Source organism: Variovorax sp. P5_A3 (genome assembly GCF_056400665.1).
On sequence record NZ_JBFUKW010000014.1, the window covers coordinates 12,981 to 36,686 of the forward strand.

The following is a 23,706-nucleotide window of genomic DNA, read 5'->3' on the forward strand; positions in this document are numbered from 1 at the left end:
CTTCAGCCAATAAGGCCAAGCGCATTGCGAGTCCAGGTCTGGGGCGCGGATGCGATTCCCCTGGGACATCGTCGGGAATTATCGGCGACTCGTCGCCCTGACTTCGAATGAAGGTGCGATGAAAGCATCAATACGGCCCCTGCCTTCCCTCGATGAACGCTCATTCCTCCGACCGCGCCCGGTCTGAACGCAACTGGGAGGCCTGAACGTTGTCATCAGACCTCCTAACGCCGAGACCTCCGACAGGTACGATATCGCCATGCCTGACACCATCGATCTGTTCTCTTGCTCCCCCGCCCTCCTCCGTATGCCTTCGTGGCTGGGACCAGGCGTGCACGAGGTGCGCGAGCTTCCCTTCGAGCCAAGCGACTACGAGATCACGCCAGGCGACCGATGGACAGTGGTCGCGCTGAAGACCGGCGAAACCGTGTATTCGGGGATTGGGCCTGTGGAGATCGTTCGATCAAAGCCCCAAGCCGGCAGCGCCTGTACTCGCCCATTGCCCTTGCGAGAACGCGTCAGCCTTCTTCATCCTCCCTTTTACTTCGGCACTACCCGCAAAACTGGCTCAACTTCCAGTCGGCGCCAACATTACCGCACACTGTCGCCAGCTAGTGCATCCGGTGAAAAGTGCTTCTCCGGTAATCCCTCCGGCAGCAACCGGTACTGTTCCTTCGCGGAATTCATGAGCTCCGCAACAAAGTAGGTGCCGGAGAGCAGGTCATAGGTCCCCCAGGCAGTGCCGACGACGCCGGGGAGGTCCGGCATCGCGACCGGGATAGAAAACGGCATGCGCCAGAGCTGGCCATTGGCATCCCAGCGATCCGCGAGCACGGGCCACCAGCTGTCCTCATCCACGTAGTAGCGACTCTTCGGCGAGGTATGTCGCTGACCTGGTTTCAGCGCAGCCTCCACGACCCAGACACGATGCAGCTCCCAGCGGACGTGATCAGGCTGAAGATGGTTGGGCCCCAGCACGTCGGTGTCCTTTGTCGGAAGGAGAATCCGGTTGGAGTTGTACGGGATGTACATCTCCTTCTTGCCGACCAGCTTCCAGTCATAGCGCTCCAGCTTGGTTGCAAACGTCTCGATCTCATCGAACGTCACAATGCCGGCAGAGGTGGGGTGGGGCGTATCGCAGCAGGAATTGGGTAGCTTGCGCACGCGCCTCTGGCCGGTGAGATACACCCACGTCGCGGACTTGCTCTCGTCGATGAGCAGGTGTCCGAGAATCGCCTCGCCCGCCCGGATAGCCGGGGCAGAGGTGCTTACGCGGACCATCCAGTAGGCTCCGTCAAAGTTATCGGCCTTGGCATCGCGGTAGTAGTACGGAGCGACGTTGTCCACGTTGACCTGGTGCACGAGCACGGGTCGGCCGTCCGCAGTGACCTGATAGCCAGTACTCTGTTGGTTCCACGCGGAACCTCTCCACCGCACCTGGGTGTTGAGCATGACCTCTTCCCCGCTCTTGGGGATCGGGAATGGGATACCACCATAGGCTCCCTTCGTTATCGGGCCTGCAGCCGTCTCCTGAACGGACGCGCGCGTGGCATTCTGGAACGTGTTGTCATAAACCCACTGCGGTGCGGCCGCCGTCCGATGCGTCGGATAGACATCGACGCGGAAACTGTCCGGATACTTCTTCAGCATGGCCTTCGTGCCGTCAGTCAGCTTGTCGGCATACTGATCCATGTCTTTCGCAGTGATCTGAAGGGTCGGCCTTTCGGACGCGAAGGGATCGGGGCGGCGCCCCCCGTTTTGGAAGCCGGGTGTCGGCGTGGTCAGGCCTCCATTCCAAGCTGGGATAGTTCCCGCTTGATTGCCCGCTTTCTCAGCTCCGAGCGGCGTCAACTCGCCGCCCTTGAGTTTGGCGGCCTCTGCTGCGCTGACGCCCGCGTGTGCGGCGCCTGCAGCAACAAGCGCGGCGAGCACGATCGCGCTGTACTGGGTTGTCGTTATCTTCATGAGCAAATCTCCTTGTCGGGTCTCAGAACGTGCGGCTCACCGACAGCGCGAAGAAGTCCCGATCACTCAGGTACTGCCGGTAAGAGAAGTTGTTGTTGGCATCCAGCAGGGTGTCCTTGGGGCCAAAATAGTGGGTGTAGGCGAGAGTGAACTTCCAGACTCCCAGGTAAATGCCATTCAGACCGATGGAGACGTCTCCTCCGTTATCCGGTGGCATGGTTATGCCCAACGCTTGTGAACGGGACCCTTTTGGTGAGTACCCGACACCAACAGGCACCGATAAATCCAGACCGGAAACGACCTGACGGTACTGCGGCTCAAACTGCATACGAAGCGCGAACGCGTCGCGCGTAGAGTTGGCGTCAACCGCGGCAGCATTTTTTGTGATCGACAACACGCGGTTCCAGGCCACCTCGCCCATGAAGGTCGCTTCGTTGAAGAGCGGCGTGCGAGGGACGTTCCAAATGGCGTTGAGGTTCACGTGCGCCGTCCTGCCTACGGCATAGGCCGGGTTGTCGCTGTTGTTAGTTGGAGGGCCGCCGAAAAAAGCGGTATCCACTGCGCCACTACTGCTCGCCAGATCCTGGTTGTGGCGGATCGAACCTTCGATCGCGACATTGACGTCACCGAACGTGCGCGATGCACTGGCACCAAGGGCGGTGATGTCTTCTGGATACACCAATCGGTATCCGAGGGGACCAGGGATCAGGCCTCCAAAGCTCGAAGGCACCAGGCCGATGGAGGTGACCTGCTGTTGGGTCTTCTCGTGGAAACGGATCAGATAGAGACCATAGTCCGTTTCAGCGGTCCGCAACCGCAACTGGAAGCCACCCTGACCGCTATTTTCGGCCAACTGATCGGCTAAACGCGGGGCATTGAACGCATACGGGCTTCCGGGGCCGGCCAACAAGAGCCGCTCGCCGCCAGTTGGATTGGTGTCGATTCCAGAGAAATAGCTGCCCACTGCCGGCAAGCGATTGGCTTGCCATCGGAACTGGTAGTACGTGCCAACCGAGAGGTTCGGCGTAATCTGCAATTGTGCGGACACTTGAGGAGTCGGCAGAATCGCTTCTTTGAACTGAGTGTTCGGCACGGAAGTCAACTTGATGACGTCCACGGGATTCATGCCGCCCGCGATGGCGTTTGCCCCGAAGAACAGGCTTTCGCCCCACACCAAGCTGTGCTGTCCCAAACGGACTGTGCCTGCGGCACTGCCAATGTCGAAGCCGGCAAACGCGAACGCGTCGAGCACCTCAGCTTCACGCCCATGAAGGTGGCTAGTGGGAACCGTGAACTCGTTATACGGGACCGTGACCTGGTTCGGAAATGCTCCTCCTTGGAATCCAGGGTTGTCGTTTTTGCGGTTGTATACCGAGTCGTACCAACCAGCGGCGCTGAATCGCATACCGTAGCGTTTGGCATACACGGCATCCACTTCGGTGAGGACGTCTACGCGACTAGCGGCCAAGCCTTTGTTGAAATTTCGGTCGCCGTCATCCGTATTGGGCTTGCCCAACAGAGCAGGGTCTTGATCCTTCACCCTCCATCCGGCGCTGTACTTGAAGGTGTTGTCCCAGCGCACACTGAGATCGGGGTTGCCCGTGTCGAATTCGAAAGCTGACGCGTGTACGCCCGATAGGGACGCGAGGGCCGCCAACGCGACCTGGCGCGCTGCGCATATCTTCCGATTGGCTCTTTTCAAGTTGTCTCCTCGTGGTGTGATCTGTTTTTTGTTGTCAAGTCGGGAACGAAGCCGCTCGGCAATGGAGCGTCGTCCCGTGACTCGATGAATAGGGGGCATGCTCCCGGCCCGTCAGGTACATGGGCACAAGGTGCTCGAACCAGCTGAGAGCGGAGCTGCGCCGTTGGGGCACAGGGCGGCCCACCGCGGTGCAGGTGACGCATCTCGTCTCTTGCCACGTGTAGGGGTTCGCATGGGCTGGCCCCGGAACTCGTAGGTCTGCATTAGCAGGGCTGCCGTGCAGCGCGCGTCGTACACCGTCTTCACGCGATTGAAGCGCCGCTTCGAATGGCCCGGGAGTGCATCGGGGCCCAAGTGACCGATCCCTCGCACGTGACGTTCCGGCCCTTCGACATCACTCTCGTTCCGGCTCCCAGTACAGACGGCCTGCGCGACAAATCCAACGGCGGGTGCACACGCACGCTGCTCACAGGGATCCCGGCTTCGGGCTGGGAATCGAACTCCTGAGCTAGTGCGTGCAGCTTAGGCAAATGCAGATCCCAGGCCTGAAGATGGCCAAGTACCGAAGCGCCTTCATGCCCGACCGCGCCGCTGCGCACCGCCTGCGCATCAATAAGGCCCAGCGCGATCACACGCTCGTCGGAGCAGATGGCGGCGAACCTCTCGCCACCTTCTCGGCGCGGGCCGGCCATGGCACTTCCGCTTCGTGTCCGATCACCGTCCACGGGGAGCCCTTGAAATACCCGGGTCGCCAAAACGGTGTGCGGCCTCGAAGGCCGCTTCCAGGAACTCCTCCCCGAGCGCGATCGCTGCGGACATGCTTTCGGGAGAGCCCGTCGAGGCATACCGGACTGAAGCCTCTCGACTGGCCCCACGCGATTGCTGCCGGAGAAATTTCGCAGCACGCAGATCGATGACGCGCGACTGTTCGGACTGAACCAGGCAAACGCGATGGACGAGGCCGCCGAGACCTTGAACCAAGAACCGTCCTAGCTTCAATTTGACCCCAATGCCCATTTGTTTTGATTGCGAAACTGTACGGCTCGATTTACTTTGAATTTGGCGGTGTTTACCCTAGTGTTTCTGCAGGGGATTGCGGCCGGATCAACCGCTTGACCGCGGACGTTCCGGCGCCTACGATTTAAACAAATACGCATCGTCTCGCAATAGTGCACGGCCATCGAAAATGGAGACCTCAACTCAATGCATCGTCGCGCCCTTCTTGCTACTCTCGCCAGCTTCGGAACCGCGTGGGCCGCGCCGGTAGGCTCTGCTTTGGACCGACCTGCAGTGGCAGTCCATTCGCCTTCTCGTTCCGTACTCCTCGGGGCAGCGCTCGCGGGCGCGCGCTGGGTCGCCGTTGGCGAGCGGGGACTCGTCGTCCTTTCAAATGATGGCGGACGCACCTGGCAGCAGGGGCAGGTACCTGTCAGTGTCACGCTCACAGCTGTCGCGTTCGCGGACGATCGCTGCGGGTTCGCGACGGGGCACGGCGGGACAGTGTTGGGGACCGAAGACGGTGGATTGACATGGACGCGTCGACTAGATGGACGAGGCATCGCAACACTGGTCCAGCAAGCTGCAATGCGTGGCTCAGACGTCAATTTGCAGAAAGCCGCGGAGCGGATGGTCGCGGACGGCCCCGACAAACCCTTGCTGGACCTGATCGTCGCGAGCACCTCGGAGGTGTTCGTCGTAGGAGCATTTGGCTTGGCCTTGAACACCATCGACGGTGGGAAGACCTGGTCCCTGCGCTCGGCCGAGTTAGACAACCCCAAAGATCTGCATTTGTATGCGGTCCGTCGCCGCGGCCAGGCCGTGGCCATTGCCGGAGAGCAGGGGCTGCTTTTGTGGTCAGACGATGCGGGATCCAGCTTTCGCCGCGTAGTAGTGCCCTACCAGGGCAGCTTCTTCGCTCTCGAACTGCCTGGCCCGAAAGAGATCGTCCTTGCGGGCATGCGCGGGAATGTCTGGCGCTCCGCTGATAGGGGGGGCAGCTGGCACCAAGTGCAAGTGCCTTCCCCGGCCGCTATCACCGGATCAAGCCTGCGCCCTGGTGGCGGCTACGTGCTCGCCAGTCAGGCCGGGCAACTTCTGGCCGGCAACGGCGACGTGCTGGCCCCTGTTCAAGGTTCCCCGCTGCCTCCCCTGACGGGTGTACTACCCGTAGGCGGCCAAACGCTTCTCGCGCTCAGCGTGGAAGGCGTGCACCTCGTTTCCATCAACAAATCGAACTGAGCCTCCTCATGCACTCTACGGCGAGCGCCGCTCCTCTCGCAAGCGCTGGATTCGACCCGGCGACCGGATCCTTGCTCGAGCGGGCCATCTTTAACCATCGCGGTGTGATTGTTTGGCTTTGCGTCATCGTGACGATCGTGCTGGGCTGGCAGGCCACAAGGCTGCAGCTCAACGCCAGCTTCGAAAAGACGATCCCGGTCCACCATCCTTACATCCAGAACTATCTCAGGTTCCAGGCGGATCTCAGTGGACTAGGAAACGCGGTGCGCATTGCCATTGCGAATCCCAAGGGCACGATCTATGAGGCTCCGTACCTCGACACGATCCGTCGCTTGAGCGACGAGGTCTTTCTGATCCCTGACGTCGCGCGCAACCTGATGAAATCGATCTGGACTCCCACGACGAGATGGGTGGGAGTGACCGAGGATGGACTCGAAGGGGGCCCGGTGATCCCGGACGGTTACGACGGTTCGGCCCGAAGTCTAGGAAATTTGCAGGCCAACATCGCCCGGTCCGGCGAGATCGGCCAACTGGTGGCGGTAGATGCGCGCTCCAGCGTGATTTATGTGCCGCTGCTGACGAAGGACGCGAAGGGTCAGCCATTGGACTATGGACTGCTCGCCGATCGGCTCGAGTCCCTTCGAAAGAAGTACGAAGCGGAGGGCGTCACCATCCACGTCACAGGATTCGCAAAAATCGTCGGTGACCTGATTCAGGGCGTACGGTCCGTCCTTCTGTTCTTCGGAATCGCGGTGCTGATCGCTGCAGCGATGGTGTTCTGGTACACGCGATGCCTGCGGTCGACCACGCTAGTTCTCTTTGCATCCCTAGTGGCAGTCCTTTGGGGGTTGGGTTTGCTACCTTTGCTCGGCTTCGCTCTCGACCCGTACTCGATCTTGGTCCCGTTTCTAGTCTTCGCCATCGGCATGAGTCATGGCGCGCAAAAGATGAACGGCATCATGCAGGACATCGGCCGGGGTGTCGACAAGCTGGTAGCCGCAAGGCTGACGTTTCGGCGCCTCTTTCTTGCCGGGCTGACTGCCCTGCTCGCAGACGTGGTGGGATTTGCCGTCTTGCTAGTTATCGACATCCAGGCCATTCGAGAGCTGGCGATTGCCGCGAGCCTCGGCGTAGGTGTCCTGATCTTCACCAATCTCATCCTGTTGCCCGTCCTGCTGAGCTACACCGGCGTGAGCACCAAGGCGGCCCAGCGCAGTCTGCGGGCCGAGCAAGGAGCGGTTTCGAAGAGCCAGTTGTGGGCGTTTTTAGACTTGTTCACACAGAGACGTTTTTCTGCGTTGGCCTTGATCGTTGCCGGAGTGCTGAGCGCAGTGGGTTTGTTCGCCAGTAGCCAACTTCGCATCGGCGATCTCGACCCAGGAGCGCCGGAACTGCGGCCAAACAGCCGCTACAACCGTGACGTCGCCTTCATGAACGAAGCATATGGCGCCTCGAGTGACGTACTCGCGATCATGGTGAAAACTCCGGACGGCGGATGCTCCTCCTATGCGACCTTGAACAAGGTCGACGCACTGGAATGGCAACTGCGGCAGTTGCCTGGTGTGGAGAGCACAAACACGCTGGCCTTGCTTAACCGGCGCGTACTCATCGGCCTGAACGAAGGAAATCCGAAGTGGTTTGAGTTCCTTCCGAACCAGGACATGCTCAATACGGTGACTGCAGGGGCCCCGCGAGGCCTCTACAACGACGCCTGCAATCTGCTGACGATGTACGTTTTCCTTCGGGATCACCGAGCGGACACATTGACACGCGTGCGAGAGCACGTCGAGGCCTTTTCTTCGCAGAACGATTCCGCCGACGCGCGCTTCCTCCTCGCTGCAGGCAACGCGGGCATCGAGGCGGCCACAAACATCGTTGTGAAGGACGCGTGGCGTCAGATGCTCTTCCTGGTCTATAGCGCGGTCATCTTGCTCTGCTTCGTCACATTCCGTTCCTGGCGTGCTGTGGTCGTAGCCGTGTTGCCGCTAATGCTCACGTCCATCTTGGCGGAGGCCCTGATGGTGGCCTTGGGGATCGGCGTCAAGGTCTCCACACTGCCAGTAATCGCCTTGGGCGTGGGAATCGGCGTCGACTACGCCCTATACATCCTGTCGGTCACGCTGGCACAATTGCGCGAAGGCAAGACTCTCTCTGAGGCCTATTACCGGGCGCTCCTCTTCACGGGCAAGGTCGTGATGCTCACCGGGCTGACTCTCGCCGTGGGCGTCGTGACTTGGATGGGAAGCCCAATCAAATTCCAAGCCGACATGGGCGTGCTCCTGGCATTTATGTTCCTTTGGAACATGCTCGGCGCGCTTGTGCTGCTGCCCGCCTTGGCCTATTTCCTGTTGCCGAAAAGCGTCCTCCGTCCAGCAGAGCGCTCGACGAACAGCGCCGACTCTGTGATCGACGGCGGCGCTGCCGCACAGGTCTCGTGAACTCGAAAGCAATGGACCACCCGTGCCAACCCGGGCTTGGCTCGCGTGACCTCGGCCAGGGTGTCGGTTGTGCTGGCGTCCAGATAAAAGGCTTGGGAATAGCGTTGCGGTGGGTCACGTACGGATCGATCGCAATTTCTGCGGACTGACAGACCTCGTGATCCTGTGAGACGCGCGCGGACCGCGCGTTTCCGTCAGCCCGCGTGATCGGGCCGAACGCCTTCAAAGGCCCGCTGCAGCAGTTCGCGCACCTCGGCACGCTGGCCGGGCCCGATGGGACGGGGATTCCAATACGGATTGCTGACCGCGATGTCGGCGGCGCGGTCAATGTCGCTCGCCTGCATCCCGATGTCGCGCAGTGCGACAGGCGCGCCATTGGCTTGCGCCAGGTCGAACAGGCCAGCAGCCGCGCTCAACTTTCCTTGAATGCCGAGGGCTCGCTCGATGCGCTGCATCGCTTGCGGTGCGACGCCGGCGTTGAAGGCGATGGTCTGCGGCAGCACCACGGCGTGCACTTCCGCGTGGGGAAGGTTAAAGCTACCCCCCAGCGTATGGCAGAGCTTGTGGTGCAGCGCCATGCCGACATTACCCAGCACCGTGCCGCACAGCCAAGCGCCGTAGAGCGCGTCGGACCTCCCGCCCATATCGCCTGGACGCTGCCGCACCAGTGGAATGGCCTGCGCGAGCGCACGGATGCCCTCTTCCGCCATCAAGTCCATGATGGGATTGCTGTCCTGCGCGTAGAGGCCCTCCGCGGCATGCGCAATGGCGTTCATGCCGCTGGTGACACTGAGCGCAACAGGCAGCGTGGCGGACAGTTCCGGATCGTAGATCACCGTGCGTGGAAGCACGCGCGGGTCGCGGCCGGTTTTCTTGAGGCCCGCCTCGGTGATACCGTAGATCGGCGTCATCTCGCTGCCGGCATAGGTCGTCGGAATCGCCAGGACTGTCACGCCTGACTCCAGCGCGATAGCCTTGCCCAGGCCTATAGTGGACCCGCCCCCTATGGCGATGGCGCAATCGGCCTGGAGACGTCGGGCTTCCTCGCGCGCCTCGCGAGCGGTTTCGATTGGCACGTGCATCACGGCACGCGCGAAGACGCCGGCGGCGCGCGCGCCCAGGCGCTCCGCCACGCTCGCAGCCTGGGCGGCCTGCTCCGGCGTGGACAGTAGCAGCGCGCGCTTCGCGCCCAGCAAGTCGATTTCGCGTTCAAGATGGGCGAGCGAACCGGCTCCGAACACCACACGCGTTGGCTGGCCTACATGGATGAAATCATGCACGTGCTTTCCTTTCTGCGATTGAGGCCATGCTCAAGGGGCGTAGTCCACTTGGTAGCGGGCGATCCGAAGGTCGCCGATTTCCTGTCGGACCCGCGCGTGCTCAGGATGCGTCCCGTAGGCGCTCAGCGCAGCCTGCGACTCGAACTCGCTGTACAGCACCACGTCGCATGCGTAGTCGACGCGGCTCGTGTCCACGCCAATCTCCAGCTTGAGCAGGCCAGGAATCCGGCCGCGCAGCTTCTCGAAACATCGCTTAAGGGTTTCGATGTTGGCGGTCTTTTCTTCGACGCTCTCGCCGCGAACGTTCCACATGACGATGTGCCGGATCATCGCGTCGCCGACTCCGCAGTCGGCTTCAGCACGAAGTCGTACAGGAGCCGGTAAGTGCCGTCAGGCTGCCGTTGCCAATCGCACACGAGCGATTGCCGCACGCCGAAGACGGCATCCGAATCCAAGTAGTCGCTCTCGTTGCGGAACACGTGGGTGATAAGGGTCTCATAGCCCGGCGCGGTCACCATGAAGTGAAGGTGGGCGGGGCGCCAAGGATGCCGACCAGTCGCTTCGAGCATCTCGCCAACGGGGCCATCGTGCGGGATCGCATACGGCACGGCGACGATTGAACGGAAATGGAAGCGTCCTTCCTCGTCGGCGGTCAAGATGCCCCGCGCCTGCGCTTGCGCGAGCCCTACGTGCTGCACGTCGTAGAGGCCATCCTCGTCGGACTGCCATACGTCAAGCTCGGCATACGGCACAGGTTTGCCGTCTATGCCGCGCACAGTGCCTTCCACGATGCAAGGGGTTCCCTTGGCGCCATTCGCGATATCGGCACCGAGTTCGTACCGCGGCGCACCGGCGACGTGAAATGGCCCGAACACGGTGGCTTCGGTGCAGCCGTCGGGCTTGTCGTTGTTCATCGCAACCGTGAGCATGGACAAGCCCAGGACGTCCGACAGCAGGATGAACTCCTGCCGCTTGTCGTCAGTGATGTGGCCGCATCGCGTGAGGAAGTCGATGCCCTTGATCCACTCCGCCTCGGTCAGCTTCGCCTCGCGGGCGAAGGCGTGCAAGTGCTGGACCAGCCGCGTCATGATTTCCTTGAGGCGCGCGTCCGTCGTGCCGGCGAAACTGGCGATGACCGCCTGCGTGATGTTGTCCTGATTCAGGTTGCGCATTTGAGTTTCCTCCGAATCAAGCAGCCGGCTTGGACTGCGGCAATGGGACGGTCAGGGGGTCGTACGCATAGAGCCACTCTGACCGGGTCTTGTTCATGTTCTTTTCATGGAACGCCTTGCGCATCTCGTTCTCATCCTCGATCCGGTACAGGTCGCGGTTCCCCGCGGATTCTCGGACGACGCGCGCGGTGCGGTCGGTGCGGAGGTCCTGGTACGTTTTCAGTGCCTCGCTTGGGGTGTCGAATCCATCCAGGCAGCGCGCCAGGACGGCGCCATCCTCGATGGCCATTGCCGCGCCGGAGGCGAGATATGGAAGGGTCGGATGCGCCGCATCTCCCAGAAGCGTGACACGGTCTGTGCTCCAGTGGTCCACAGGCGACCGGTCGTTGAGCGCATAGCGGTAGCAGCCATCCTTGTCGATGGCATCAATCACGGTCTGGATCGTCGGATGCCAGCCCTCAAAGTCTGCCTTGAGGTCGGCCCAGGGTCGTTTCTGCGTCCACGATTCGGTCTCGGGCTGCGCGTGCTCCACCAGGCCGACGAAGTTCATCAGCGTGCCGCCGCGCAGGTAGTACATGACGGCATGTTTGTGCGGGCCGCACCAAACAGTGGACACCGTCTCCATGATGTCCGCGGGCAAGCGATCCATGGGAACGACAGCTCGCCACGCTACGTCGCCCGTGTAGGTTGCCGGCGTTTCCCCCAGGATTTGCGCTCGGATGGCCGACTTGATGCCATCGGCCCCCACCAGAACGTCGCCGCGCACGCGTGTGCCATCGGCCAGCAGCAGGGTGACGCCGTCAGCTGTTTCCTCGAATCCGGTCGCCCTCGCATTGAGTGTGATCGAATCGGGAGCCAGCCTCAGGACGGCGCGCACCAAGAGCTCGTGCAGGTCCGCGCGATGGATGTGGAAGTACGGCGCCCCATGGCGCTTTTCATGCTCATCGCCGAGCGGAATGCTGTGCATGACGTCGCCGATGTCAAAGCGGCGGAACTCGAAGCTCCGCGGACGAACCGCCGTTTTCTCAAGGTCGTCGCGAAGGCCCAGGTCGTACAAGACCTTGACAGCATTTGCGCTGGACTGGATACCAGCACCGACCTCGGCCAATTGCGACGCTTGCTCGTACACATGTACCCGAAAGCCTCGCTGCAGCAGGCTCGCTGCAGCAACAAGCCCTCCGATGCCAGCGCCGGCAATGATGAATTCGCTCTTCTTGTCCATGACGTTCCTGGTCAGTCCGCGGTGATCCGGGCGGCCTTGATGACGTTGGCCCAGCGCACGCTCTCGTCAGCGACGAGCTTGCCGAGTTCTTCCGGCGTGCTCGGGCTCACGGTCAATCCCTGGCTGTCGAGCGCGTCGCGCACGTCGGGCGTCTTCAATGCCTTCGCCATTTCAGCGTTGATGCGCGCGATGACTGCAGGCGGCGTTTGTGCGGGCGCCAGCAAGCCGAACCACAGGTCGACCTCCGACTTGTGCACGCCTTGCTCGGACAACGTGGGCACGTCCGGCATCACGGGCAGGCGCTTGTCGTTGAGCGCGGCCAGAACCCGGAGCTTGCCGGCGGCCTTGTGGGTTAGCGCCGTATTGGCCGGCAGGATCATCGCGTCGACGTGGCCGCCCAGCAGGTCGGTGATGGCCCCGGCCGAGCCTTTGTACGGCACATGGCGCAGGCTCACCTCGGCATTGAGCTTGAACAGTTCCATGGCCAGGTGCTGCGGCGTTCCGTTGCCCGGCGAAGCGTAGGTGTACTTGTCCGGGTTCGCCTTCCACAACTTGATGGCCTCGTCGAGCGACTTGGCCGGAAGCTCCGGGTTGACCGCGAGAACCAGCGAGCCGACGGCGACGCGACCAATGGGCGCGAAACTGCGAATTGGGTCGTAGGGCACGCTCTTGAAAAGGCTCGGATTCATGACCAGCGTGCTAACTGTCATGAGCAGCGTGTAGCCATCGGCGTGGGCATTCGCGACGAATCCCGTTCCGATGTTGCCGCTGGCGCCCGCGCGGTTGTCCACGATGACGGGCTGGCCGAGCGACGCCGAAAGCTGCGGCCCGATCTTTCGGGCCAGCACATCCATGCTGGTGCCGGGCGTGAAGGGCACGACGATGGTGATGGGCCGCACTGGCCATTTGTCCTGCGCCCATGCAACAGGCAGCATGCTCGACATCACGGCAGCGGCACCCGTCGCCAGAACGCTGCGACGGCCTACGTGCGCACGAATGCAGGAGTTCTCCCCAGTTTTCATTGGTCGGGTCCTGAACTCAGCGTTCCAGCGCGCCACCGGCGAGCCAGGCCGCACCCCGACGATAAAGGGCTTGAACAGCCTCGCCCTTGAGCATGGGCATGTCCATTTTGACGGTGTAGCCGATGCGCGTCTGGATCAGCGCCAAGTGGCGATAGCCCTCGGGCATCGTGGCCAGCGCACCTTGGTCCAGCGATACTGTCGCGGAGGGGTCCACTGGGTCGATGCGGTCCTTCTCGTAGATGGGCTGGCGGTGCAGCAGTTTCCATTCGCCTTCGTGGCGAAGGACGAAGTCGTAGAAGCGGCCGGTACACACGACATCGCAGAGGACGCCATCGACTTCGCCGCGCTGCGAGATGGTCATCTTGGTCTGCGCGATGGCGCGGTCACCCTGGACTTCGATCGACGAGCCGCCGAGGAAGTGAAGGATGCTCACGCCCTTGGCCCAACCTTCCTTGGTGACGCGGATGAAGTCCGCAAAGGGGCCCTGGAACCAGGTGGCCATCATCACCCCTTCGGGATGCCAGACGGTCGCGAATCGCTCCCAATCGCCGGCGTCGCGCCAGACGGCCCAGCGCTCGACCATCTGACGGATTTCAAGTTCGTTCTTCAGCGTGTCACTCATGTTGTCTCCTTTGGGAATCAGCCGCGCGCCCCTCTTGAGAGGGCGGCAGAAGACTTTAGTTTTTCAATACGTGAAGGTAAACTTCTACTTTGGCAAATTAGATTTTCGATTTCCGGAAAAGTGGATCGTTTTACCGAGCTAGAGCTTTTCGTCCAGATCGCCGAGTGCGGAAGCATGGGCCGCGCTGCAGAAGCGCTTCGCTTGTCCAATGCCGCGGCGAGCCGCTATCTGAGCGCGCTCGAGAACCGCCTCAAGACGAGGCTCGTCGAACGCAACACGCGGCGGCTCTATCTCACTGCCGAGGGTCAGGAGTTTTATGAGCGCGCCCGGGGGGCCCTTGCCGAATTGCAGGACGCCGAGGCGGCACTGCAAACTCAGAACCTCAATCCTTCGGGCGTGCTGAGGGTCAGTGCGTCCCTGTCGTTTTCGCTGCATCAGATCGCCCCTCGCCTGCGGCGGTATCACCAGCTTTTCCCCAACGTCAGGGTGCACCTGGAAGCGTCCAATCGCTACATGGACATGATCGACAGCGGCATCGATGTAGCCATTCGCACGCGGGAATTCGAGTCCGACAGCAACATCACCATTCGTCGCCTGGCGAGCACTCGGCGCGTGCTATGCGCTTCACCGGACTATCTGGCCACTCACGGCGTGCCCCAGGAGCCGCTGGACCTGACGAAGCACCACTTCCTGCTGTATGTTCTTGCGAACAAGTGGCACGAGCTCAAACTGACGTTGCGTGACGTAACCCAAGTCATCCAGGTACAAGGGCTGCTTGAATCCAATGATGGACAGATACTGCGCGCCGCCGCGCTCGACGGCATGGGCATCCTGGTGCAGCCGAACTACATCGTCTACGACGACATCGTCGCAGGGCGTCTGGTGCCCGTGCTGAACGAGTGGGACCTGCCGCGTTTGCAAATCAACATTGCGTACCCGAGCCGCCAGCATCTGCCTACTAAGGTCCGGTCTTTCATCGACTTCATGGTCGATGAGTTCGAGCGCAACGACTACGAGCGCAAGTGGACCAGCTACATGGGCCTGCGCGGTGCCGCGCCGAAGAAGTAGCCCCCTCCAGGAGGTCCTGGCACGGTTTCAGCCCGCAGGCTTCTTGTTGGTCTCGAAAAGGCCGATGAAAAGGCGCCTGATCCACCGATGAGCGGGGTCTGACTCGAAGCGCCGGCTCCAGTGGAGCGACACCGTGAACGCGCTGCGCGGGAGTTCGGCCGGAAGCAGCGCGTAGCTCTTGGCGTCGACGAAGCGGCGCGCAATCGCCTCGGGCATCACGACCGCCAGATCGGTGCGCGAGATGATTGACGGGAGCGCGAGGAAGTGCGCCGATGTCAGTACCAGCCGGTTGTCCAGACCGAGTTGCTGGAGGATGCGCAGCGTCTCGGAGTGCGAGCGAACGGCCACGTATTCCAGCCGCCGTAGGGCACCAATGGTCATCCGCCCACGGGAGGCTGACGCCATCGGGTGGCCAGCGCGCACGACGACCGTGTAGCGGTCCCGCAGCAATTCAACTCTCTCCACTCCGTTGACCGAGGGCAGAAAGCCGAGCGCGAAGTGAATTGCTCCGGTTTCCAGCGCGTCGGCGATTTCCGCGTGAGCAAATGGCGTCGTGTGAACACGGATGTTCGGCGCCTCACGATGCAGCGCCGCCATCAACTCGGGTAGCAACCGGGCTTCTCCGATGTCATTCATGTGCATCCGCAACGTCATGCGCGAGCGCGATGGATCGAAGGTGTCCTCCGATTTCAGGACCTCTTGGATCGAGACCATCGCCGGCTGTACGACCTCGGCCAATCGCTCGGCCCTGAGGGTCGGTCGCATGCGCCCATTCGCGCGCACGAACAACGCATCGCCTAGCGCGATTCGAAGGCGCGTCAACCCCTGGCTCGCCGCTGGCTGCGAAAGCGCCAGAGCCTCCGCTGCGAGACTGACGCTTCCCAGCCGGTAAACCGCTTCGAACAAGCGAAGCAGGTTCATATCCAGATAGTCTTTATGCATTTGGTGGATTTTTCGATAGTCAGTTCATTGTATTGATGAATATGACCAAGGTTCAGACACTGAGGGGCATCAACAAAGGAGCATTCATGGATCAATGCGCCGAGCCTGCTGTGGTGGAGACAACCGCAGCGGCCCGCCCCTTGGCCGTCCGCGACGCCGTTTACAGGCTGCTGCGCGCCTTCGGCATGACGACTGTTTTCGGCAACCCTGGCTCGACGGAGTTGCCCCTGTTCATGAACTTTCCGGACGACTTCCGCTACGTCCTCGGCCTGCAGGAATGCGTGGTCGTCGGCATGGCGGATGGCTACGCGCAGGCGACGCACAACGCCGCGTTCATCAATCTGCACTCCGCAGCCGGCGTTGGCCACGGGATGGGCAACATCTTCACCGCCTATAAAAATCAGACGCCCCTGGTCATCACCGCCGGTCAGCAGGCGCGCTCCATCCTGCCCTTCGATCCCTTCCTCGGGTCCACGCAGGCGCCCGATCTGCCAAAACCTTACGTGAAGTGGAGCGTCGAACCCGCGCGGGCCGAAGATGTGCCGCTGGCCATCGCACGTGCCTACTACATCGCAATGACGCCACCGCGTGGCCCGGTGCTGGTCTCGATTCCCTCGGACGACTGGGAAGTTGAGACCTTGCCGGTCGACGCGCGGGAAGTCAGCCGCCACCTTCGAGCAGACCCCGACCTTCTGGCGCGTGTGGCGCAAGCGCTCGATGGCGCCCGCGCGCCCGCCTTCGTGGTCGGCGCGGCCGTGGACCGCGACCGGGCGTGGGACGAGGCGGTGAGCCTGGCCGAGCGGCACAACGCACGCGTCTACGTTGCGCCGATGTCGGGGCGCTGCAGTTTCCCTGAGGACCATCCACTGTGGGCGGGCTTCTTGCCACCGATGCGCGAGCGCGTCGTCGAGCGGTTGGCCGGGCATGACCTGATATTTGCGGTGGGCGCGCCCGCATTCACCTATCACGTGGAAGGAAACGGACCGCATCTACCCGCAGGGGCGAAGTTGGTCCAACTCACCGACGACCCTCAGGTCGCGGCACGGGCACCGACCGGCACCTCCGTGGTCAGCAGCATCCGCCTCGGATTGCGCGACCTGTTGGAACTCAGCGCGCCCCGGCCGCGCGAAACGCCGCCGCCGCATGTGAGACCGCCGCGCGTGGCGGAGCCGGAACTGGGAGAACGTCTGCCTGTGGACTGGGTCCTGCAGACGCTCAACGAACTGCGCCCTCGCGACAGCATCGTGGTCGAAGAGGCGCCAAGCGCGCGGCCCGTCATGCACGGCCACTTGCCGATCTTCGAATCGGAGACCTTCTACACGATGTGCAGCGGCGGCCTGGGCTTCGGGCTGCCGGCGGCGATGGGCGTTGCGATGGGCAAGCCGAACGCGCGGGTCATCGCGTTGATCGGCGACGGCTCCGCGATGTACGCGATCCAGGCGCTTTGGAGTGCGGCGCAACTGGGCTTGCCAGTGACGACCGTCATCCTCAAGAACCGCCGCTATGCCGCGCTGCATGAGTTCGCGCGCATCTTCGGCTACCGACCGGACGAGCCGATCCCTGGCACTGACCTCCCGGACCTGGACTTCGTGGCGCTGGCCACAGCTCAGGGCATGCAAGGGCTGCGCGTCGAGACTGCCGCGCAGTTCCGGCAGGCATTCAAGCAAGCGTTGACGGCGACCCGCCCGACGCTGCTCGAAGTCGAGGTCGCCTAAACCCCCCATCACGATTCATTTCAAGGAGACAAGCCCGTGGGCACTATTTCGATGTTGATCAACGGCGAAGCCTGCCAGGCCGCCAACGGCGCGACCTTCGAGCGTCGCAATCCGCTCGATGGCTCGGTTGCGACCTCGGCGCCGGCGGCCACCCGCGCCGACGCAGTGGCAGCAGTCGAGGCCGCGGCAGCGGCATTTCCGGCGTGGTCCCGCACGGGCCCTGGCGAGCGGCGGGCCCTGCTGCTCAAGGCGGCGCATGCACTCGAGGCCAAGGCACAGGCACTGACCGAGGCTATGGCTTCTGAAACCGGCGCGGCTGCACCATGGGCCGGCTTCAACATCCATCTCGCGGCCGGCATGCTGCAGGAGGCGGCCGGCATCACGACGCAAATCAGCGGCGAAGTCATTCCCTCGGACGTGCCGGGCAGCCTGGCGCTGGGCGTGCGCCGCCCCGCAGGAGTCGTGCTGGGCATCGCACCGTGGAATGCACCGGTCATCCTGGGCGTGCGTGCCATCGCGACGCCACTGGCCTGCGGCAACACGGTGGTGTTCAAGGGCTCGGAACTCAGCCCTGCCACTCATGGCTTGATCGTCGAGGCTTTCAAAGATGCGGGCTTCCCGCCCGGCGTCGTCAACTTCGTGACCAATGCACCCGCAGACGCGGCAGAAGTGGTCGAGGCCATCGTCGCGCACCCTGCCCTTCGCCGAGTCAACTTCACCGGCTCGACCCGAGTCGGAAAATTGATTGCGCAGACATGTGCGAAGTACCTGAAGCCGGCCATCCTCGAACTGGGCGGCAAAGCGCCGCTCGTAGTGCTGGACGACGCCGACCTCGACGCAGCGGTCAACGGCGCAGCTTTCGGTGCGTTCGCCAACAGCGGGCAAATCTGCATGAGCACAGAGCGCATCGTGGTCGACCGTCGTATCGCGGACGAATTCGTCGAACGGCTCGCTGCCAAGGCCTCGAAGCTGCCGCTGGGCGACCCGCGCAAGGGCCCGGTGGTGCTCGGCTCGGTGGTCGATGCGAGCACGGTCGAACGCTGCAACGCCCTGATTGACGACGCGCTCGCCAAGGGTGCGAAGCTGGTATGCGGCGGAAAGGCCGAGAACACACTGATGCCTGCGACGCTGCTCGACCATGTGACGCCGCAGATGCGCATCTATCACGAGGAGAGTTTCGGACCTGTGAAGCCGGTGGTGCGCGTGGACGGCGTGGACGAAGCCGTGGCCATCGCCAACGACAACCCCTACGGTCTCTCGTCCGCCGTGTTCGGGCGCGACATCGCGCGCGCCTGGGATGTGGCCAATCGCATCGATTCCGGCATCTGCCACGTGAATGGCCCAACGGTGCACGACGAGGCGCAGATGCCCTTCGGCGGCGTGAAGGACTCGGGTTACGGCCGCTTCGGCGGTCGCGCCGGCATTGACGCCTTCACCGAATTGAGATGGCTCACGGTGCAGACCACCGAGCGCCACTACCCGTTCTGAACGCAAGCCGAAAGGACATACCCATGAAGCTCCTGCTGAAAATCACAGCTCTTTTGTTCAGTCTTGGCTTGTGCGCAACCGCGCAAGCCGACGATTGGCCGAAGCAACCCATCCGGGTCATCGTCAACTTTGCGCCAGGCGGCGCCGCGGACCAGCTCGCACGCGTGGTCGCCGTGCCGCTTCAACAAGCGCTGGGCCAGCCTGTCGTGATTGAAAACAAGGGTGGCGCGAACGGCAACCTGGGTGGCGAGTTCGTTGCCAAGGCCCCCGCTGACGGCTACACGCTGCTCATGAGTTCAGGCGGCATGGTTTCGATCAATCCGCACATCTACCCGAAGATGACCTTCGATCCGGCAAAGGACCTTGTCCCTGTTGCATCGGTCGCGCTCGTCCCCTTCTATCTGGTCGTCCGAGCGGACAGCCCAGTCAAGGACTTCAAGGGCCTCATCGCGGACCTGAAGGCGAATCCAGGCAAGCGCGCGTTCGGCTCGCCCGGTAATGGAAGTTCGCCCCACCTCGCCGCAGAGATGATGACGATACAGACAGGCACATCGGCGATCCACGTGCCCTACAAGGGTGCAGCGCCCGCATTGACTGATTTGCTCGGGGGCCAGATCGACTTCCTGTTCGACCCGGGGATTGCAATCCAGCATGTCAAGACGGGCAAGCTGCGCATGCTTGCGGTGGGCAGCCTCAAGCGGGCGCCGTTGGTACCGGACGTGCCGACGCTTGATGAACTCGGACTCAAAGGCTTCGATGCCGATACAGTCTTCGGGCTCTACGCGCCTGCCGGGACCCCGCAATCCGTCATCAAGAAGGTCAACGCTGAAGTCAATCGTGCGCTCAAAACGCCCGAAGTGCGCGCGCGCATCGAAGCCCTGGGCAATGTCCCGGAGCCACTCACACCGGCAGAGTTCGGCGACAAGGGCGCCTTGGACTCCAAGAGGTTCGGAGCCCTGATCAAGGAACGCGGAATTCGCGCCGATTGATGCAAAGCCCGGCGGTAGATGGTACCGCGCCAGTTCCTCTCATTCCCGTCTGCTCGGCGGCGTCGCGCTACATCTGGCGCCGCCCACCAGGTCCCGTATCTCATAGGAAGACCCAATGATTGCCCCCCTTCAGCCTGCCGCAGACAGGCGTCCTGTCATCGAGACCGATGTGTTGATCGCAGGAGGCGGCCCGTGCGGCCTGATGCTCGCAAACGAACTCGGCCGTCGCGGCATCCGTTGCCTCGTTGTCGACGCCAAGCCAAGCACCGCTTTCAATCCCCAAGCGAATGCGACGCAAGCCCGCACGATGGAACATTTCAGGCGGCTAGGCTTCGCTGAAGAGATTCGTGCGCTCGGCTTGCCCGCGGACCATCCAACGGACATCGTCTATCTGACCCGTTTCGCTCGCCAAGAGCTGGCGCGCATCAGCCTTCCCACCGCCGCGGAAGCCACCGTCAACGTCAAGCGCATGACGGGCTCTTGGAGCGCAGCCGAACTGCCTCATCGCGTGTCGCAGAAGTTCGTCGAGGAAGCGTTGCGTCGCCACGCTCAGAAATGGCCGTCCACGGACGTGAGATATGGGTGGAAGCTGGAGGCTTTCCGCGACCTGGGTAGAGCGGTCAACGCCACGATCCGGCCGACCGACGACAGCCCGGCGCAAGAGGTGCAGGCGAAGTTTCTCATCGGCGCAGACGGCGCCCGCAGCTTTGTGCGCCAGCAACTTGGCATCGAATGGGGCGGAGTGACAGGCATCCAGCGCGAGTTCATGGGCGGCAAGATGTTCGCGATCTACCTGCGCGCTCCGCAGTTTGTCTCGGTGCTCCGTCACCCCAAGGCCTGGATGTACGTGGCGGTCAATCCGCAGCGACGAGCTTTTATGGCTTCGGTCGATGGCGTGGCCGAATATGCCTTTCACGCGGCCCTGCGCCCGGGCGAAGATGCCGAATCATGGACCGAGGTCGACGCGCGCCGCGTTTTCGCTGAAGCCGTGGGCACCGAGGTCCCCATCGAGATTCTGTCCATGGGCACCTGGCTCGCAGGCCATGCGCTCGTGGCACAACGCTTCCAAAAAGGCCGGGTGTTCATCGCGGGCGATGCCGCGCACCTTTTCACGCCGACCGGCGGCTTGGGCTACAACACCGCTGTGGAAGACGCGGTGAACCTCGCCTGGAAGCTCGCCAGTGTGGTTCGGGGCCATTCGCCGACTTCGCTGCTGGAGAGCTACGAGGCAGAACGCAAGCCGCTGGCCGAGCGCAACACCGCCTATGCGAGGCGTTTCGCCGACTCGGTCGGGCTGTTTACGGCCAAGCCCGAACTCGAGGAGGACTCCGAAAGGGGCGCGACAGAACGCCAGCGGGCGAGCCGCCACTTCAACGAACATGCGCGCCTCGAATTCAACATCCCCGGCGTGACGTTCGGCGGGCGCTACGACGAATCGCCCATCATCATCCGCGACGGCGCGGCCCTACCGCCTGACGAGCCCAACAGCTATAAACCCACCGCCAGCCCAGGAGGCCGCCCGCCGCATGCATGGATCGAGGACGGACGCTCATTGTTCGACCTGCTCCATTCCGAATGGACGCTCTTGGCGCTCGGGCCACAGCCGCCTTCCACAGAGGCATTTGAATCTGCGGCCGATGCCTTGGCAGTCGACCTGCGCGTGGTGCGCCTACCGCAGCCTTCCCTCTTGTCGCTCTACGAAACACCGCTCGCGCTCATCCGTCCTGACCAGATCGTCGCGTGGCGCGGAACCACCGCGGACGGCGCGCGCGCGGTGCTCGCACAATTGACCGGCCAATAGGACGGCCGCCCAGAGACTGCCAATCCGATCCATAAGAAAAGAGACACATATGAAGCTCATCCCTGCCCAACTTTTCCGAGTTTCGGCCATCGCCGTGACGTGCGCCATGGTGTCCCAAGCGAGCGCCGAGGAGTGGCCGACCCGGCCCGTTCGCCTCGTCGCAGCGTTCCCGCCCGGCACCCCAGGCGATGTCATCGCGCGGCTGATCCAGCCCGCGCTTCAGGCCGCTTGGAAACAGCCTGTGGTCGTCGATAACAAGCCGGGCGCTGGTGGCAATCTCGCCGCGGCGGAAGTCGCGCAGGCGAAGGACGGGCACACCTTGCTGGTCGGACCGGACACGGTACTCACGATCAATCCGCACCTCTACAAGCGGATGAGCTTCGATCTACGGCGCTCGCTAAAGCCTGTCACCTACTTCGCGAGCTTCAACCAAGTGCTGGTCTGCAATCCGGCTGCTGGCATTTCTTCCCTCAAGCAATTCGCGAAGTTGCCGGCCTCCCGGACCTATGCGTCCGGCGGTGCAGGAACGCCGAGCCACATGACGATGGAAATGCTGCAGACCACCATTGGCACCAAACTGACTCACGTGCCGTACAAGGGGCCAGGACCGGCCGCTTTGGACGTGATGTCAGGCACCGTCGACTGCGGCTTCATCGTCGGGTCCGTGGTGTTGCCGCATATCCAGAGCGGCAAGCTGCGCGCAATTGCGGTCTCCGGAGCGGAACGGTCAGGCGTGCTCCCAAACGTGCCGACAGTGGCGGAAAGTGGCCATCCTGGCTTTGACGCGACCTTCCATGAGACTCTCATGGCACCTGCGGGCCTGCCGCTGCCGGTCGTCGACAAGATTCAGCGCGACGTACGGGCCGCGCTCGACACGAGCGCAATGAAATCTCGACTCGCGGAGATGGATCTGCGTGTTGAAGCCAATTCCACTGCCGAAGCACAGCAGCTCAGCCGCGAAGACTTTGCCAAGTGGGGAGCGGTGGCACAGCGAGCCGGGGTGCAGCTGGATTGAAGGGCGCCAAGCGCGTGAAGACTGTGCTGAGCCCCGGTCCACGGCGGTCCTGCCGAAATGCCGTACTGCCTGAGGCTGACCCGATGGTGCTCGATCATCCGCTGGCGAACGAACCCTTTGAGGCGATGAAGTCGATGAAGGTGCGGACCTTGGGGGACAGGAACTTCCGACTTGGGTATACAGCGTGCAGAGTCAAGGTGAAATTCAATGCACCTGGAAGGACGATCTGCAGCCGTCCGGCAGTGACATCCGCTTGGACCATCCAGGTCGGCAGGAAGACGAGCCCCATGCCTTGGAGGGCAGCAAGATGGAGGAGCGTTTCGTTCTCGCTCTGCATCACGGTACGAAACGTCACGGTCTGGCGATCATCCGGGCCGCCTAGCACGACGCCCTCGTTGCCCCCCATCCCGCTGTAGCGAAGCAGGGCGTGCCCATTGAGGTCTGACAATTCCCTGGGGCAGCCGGCCCTGCGCAGATAGTCAGGTGATGCCATCAGGCAGAACTCGATCTGCGTGAGCGGACGCGCGACCAGGCCCGGGTCGAGGCGTTCGGGCGCCGTCGCGCGCAGGGCGAGGTCGAGGCCTTCGTCCACGAGGTTGACGATCCGTCCGCTCAGGTCCATGTCCAGGCACACATCGGGGTAGCGTCGCCCGTATTCGGCCAACAGGCTCGTGAAGCTGGGACTGGCCGTCCACACCGGGGCGCTCAGCCGGAGTGTTCCGCGTGGCGTCTGGGTGACATTGCCGATCGCCGCCTCCACCTCGTCCAGGCCGTTGAGCAGGTGCAGGGCCTGAGTGCAGTAGAGCGCACCAACCTCGGTCAGGCTCACACGGCGGCTGCTCCGATTGAGCAGGCGATTCCCGAGGCGACTCTCCAGGTTCATCACATGCTTGCTGGCCATCGCCGGTGAGAGGTTCAGGCGCTTGGCCGCAGCGGCAAAGCTTCGCAGTTCCGCCACGACGCTGAACACCCGCAGGCTGGTCAAGGTGTCCATACATCATCAACATACAGGAAATGATCCATCCAC

Annotated in this window: 18 protein-coding genes and 1 pseudogene; 9 read left to right on the forward strand and 10 right to left on the reverse strand. The window is 62.7% G+C overall.

The features are described 5' to 3' along the window. Positions 1-591 precede the first annotated feature (591 nt). Together AC1D3B_RS21265 and AC1D3B_RS21270 are read right to left on the reverse strand one after the other, a co-directional pair. Positions 592-1,965 (reverse strand): DUF1329 domain-containing protein, encoded by a 1,374-nt coding sequence (locus tag AC1D3B_RS21265; protein WP_478192660.1) that lies wholly within the window; start codon positions 1,963-1,965, stop codon positions 592-594. 22 nt (positions 1,966-1,987) lie between these two features. Next, the gene (locus AC1D3B_RS21270; protein ID WP_478192661.1) at positions 1,988-3,667 is read right to left on the reverse strand and encodes a DUF1302 domain-containing protein; all 1,680 of its coding nucleotides are present in this window, start codon (positions 3,665-3,667) and stop codon (positions 1,988-1,990) included. Positions 3,668-4,870: 1,203 nt separating this feature from the next. On the opposite strand from AC1D3B_RS21270, the pseudogene AC1D3B_RS21275 reads away from it, so the two are divergent. The 3 genes and pseudogenes from AC1D3B_RS21275 to AC1D3B_RS21285 all read left to right on the forward strand — a co-directional run. Continuing rightward, positions 4,871-5,200 (forward strand): annotated as a pseudogene (locus AC1D3B_RS21275) (WD40/YVTN/BNR-like repeat-containing protein); the annotation flags it as partial. A gap of 51 nt (positions 5,201-5,251) precedes the next feature. Beyond that, on the forward strand, positions 5,252-5,905 hold the full coding sequence (locus AC1D3B_RS21280; protein WP_478192790.1) for a YCF48-related protein: 654 nt from the start codon (positions 5,252-5,254) through the stop codon (positions 5,903-5,905). A gap of 8 nt (positions 5,906-5,913) precedes the next feature. After that, entirely contained in the window at positions 5,914-8,343 is a 2,430-nt protein-coding gene (locus AC1D3B_RS21285; RefSeq protein WP_478192662.1) for an efflux RND transporter permease subunit, read from the forward strand. Between the two features lie 194 nt (positions 8,344-8,537). Here AC1D3B_RS21285 and AC1D3B_RS21290 read toward each other — a convergent pair whose 3' ends face one another. Genes AC1D3B_RS21290 through AC1D3B_RS21315 form a run of 6 tightly spaced genes read right to left on the reverse strand, consistent with a single transcriptional unit; the run spans position 8,538 to position 13,661 of the window. Beyond that, positions 8,538-9,623 (reverse strand): maleylacetate reductase, encoded by a 1,086-nt coding sequence (locus tag AC1D3B_RS21290; RefSeq protein WP_478192663.1) that lies wholly within the window; start codon positions 9,621-9,623, stop codon positions 8,538-8,540. Positions 9,624-9,653: 30 nt separating this feature from the next. Further along, positions 9,654-9,953, reverse strand: a complete 300-nt coding sequence (locus AC1D3B_RS21295) for a Dabb family protein (RefSeq protein ID WP_478192664.1) — start codon at positions 9,951-9,953, stop codon at positions 9,654-9,656. Continuing rightward, a complete protein-coding gene (locus tag AC1D3B_RS21300; protein WP_478192665.1) occupies positions 9,950-10,795 on the reverse strand; it encodes an intradiol ring-cleavage dioxygenase in 846 nt (281 codons plus the stop codon). The genes AC1D3B_RS21295 and AC1D3B_RS21300 overlap by 4 nt, the downstream gene beginning before the upstream one ends. Before the next feature lie 16 nt (positions 10,796-10,811). After that, positions 10,812-12,017, reverse strand: a complete 1,206-nt coding sequence (locus AC1D3B_RS21305; protein ID WP_478192666.1) for an FAD-dependent monooxygenase — start codon at positions 12,015-12,017, stop codon at positions 10,812-10,814. Positions 12,018-12,028: 11 nt separating this feature from the next. Beyond that, entirely contained in the window at positions 12,029-13,039 is a 1,011-nt protein-coding gene (locus tag AC1D3B_RS21310; RefSeq protein WP_478192667.1) for a Bug family tripartite tricarboxylate transporter substrate binding protein, read from the reverse strand. A gap of 16 nt (positions 13,040-13,055) precedes the next feature. Beyond that, positions 13,056-13,661: a nuclear transport factor 2 family protein gene (locus tag AC1D3B_RS21315; protein WP_478192668.1), complete on the reverse strand. Its 606-nt coding sequence runs from the start codon at positions 13,659-13,661 to the stop codon at positions 13,056-13,058. Between the two features lie 120 nt (positions 13,662-13,781). Here AC1D3B_RS21315 and AC1D3B_RS21320 point away from each other — a divergent pair, with 120 nt between their 5' ends. Continuing rightward, positions 13,782-14,729 (forward strand): LysR family transcriptional regulator, encoded by a 948-nt coding sequence (locus tag AC1D3B_RS21320; RefSeq protein ID WP_478192669.1) that lies wholly within the window; start codon positions 13,782-13,784, stop codon positions 14,727-14,729. 27 nt (positions 14,730-14,756) lie between these two features. On the opposite strand, the gene AC1D3B_RS21325 is transcribed toward AC1D3B_RS21320, so the two are convergent. Next, entirely contained in the window at positions 14,757-15,671 is a 915-nt protein-coding gene (locus AC1D3B_RS21325) for a LysR family transcriptional regulator (protein WP_478192670.1), read from the reverse strand. 86 nt (positions 15,672-15,757) lie between these two features. On the opposite strand from AC1D3B_RS21325, the gene mdlC reads away from it, so the two are divergent. From mdlC to AC1D3B_RS21350, 5 genes are all read left to right on the forward strand, one after another. Then, a complete protein-coding gene (mdlC, locus tag AC1D3B_RS21330; RefSeq protein ID WP_478192671.1) occupies positions 15,758-17,386 on the forward strand; it encodes a benzoylformate decarboxylase in 1,629 nt (542 codons plus the stop codon). A gap of 36 nt (positions 17,387-17,422) precedes the next feature. Next, positions 17,423-18,874: an aldehyde dehydrogenase gene (locus tag AC1D3B_RS21335; RefSeq protein WP_478192672.1), complete on the forward strand. Its 1,452-nt coding sequence runs from the start codon at positions 17,423-17,425 to the stop codon at positions 18,872-18,874. Positions 18,875-18,897: 23 nt separating this feature from the next. After that, entirely contained in the window at positions 18,898-19,863 is a 966-nt protein-coding gene (locus AC1D3B_RS21340; RefSeq protein ID WP_478192673.1) for a Bug family tripartite tricarboxylate transporter substrate binding protein, read from the forward strand. Positions 19,864-19,978: 115 nt separating this feature from the next. Then, complete coding sequence (locus AC1D3B_RS21345) at positions 19,979-21,664, forward strand: FAD-dependent oxidoreductase (protein WP_478192674.1); 1,686 nt, start codon at positions 19,979-19,981, stop codon at positions 21,662-21,664. A gap of 49 nt (positions 21,665-21,713) precedes the next feature. Beyond that, a complete protein-coding gene (locus tag AC1D3B_RS21350; RefSeq protein WP_478192675.1) occupies positions 21,714-22,679 on the forward strand; it encodes a Bug family tripartite tricarboxylate transporter substrate binding protein in 966 nt (321 codons plus the stop codon). A gap of 94 nt (positions 22,680-22,773) precedes the next feature. On the opposite strand, the gene AC1D3B_RS21355 is transcribed toward AC1D3B_RS21350, so the two are convergent. Beyond that, the gene (locus tag AC1D3B_RS21355) at positions 22,774-23,673 is read right to left on the reverse strand and encodes a LysR family transcriptional regulator (protein ID WP_478192676.1); all 900 of its coding nucleotides are present in this window, start codon (positions 23,671-23,673) and stop codon (positions 22,774-22,776) included. Positions 23,674-23,706 lie beyond the last annotated feature (33 nt).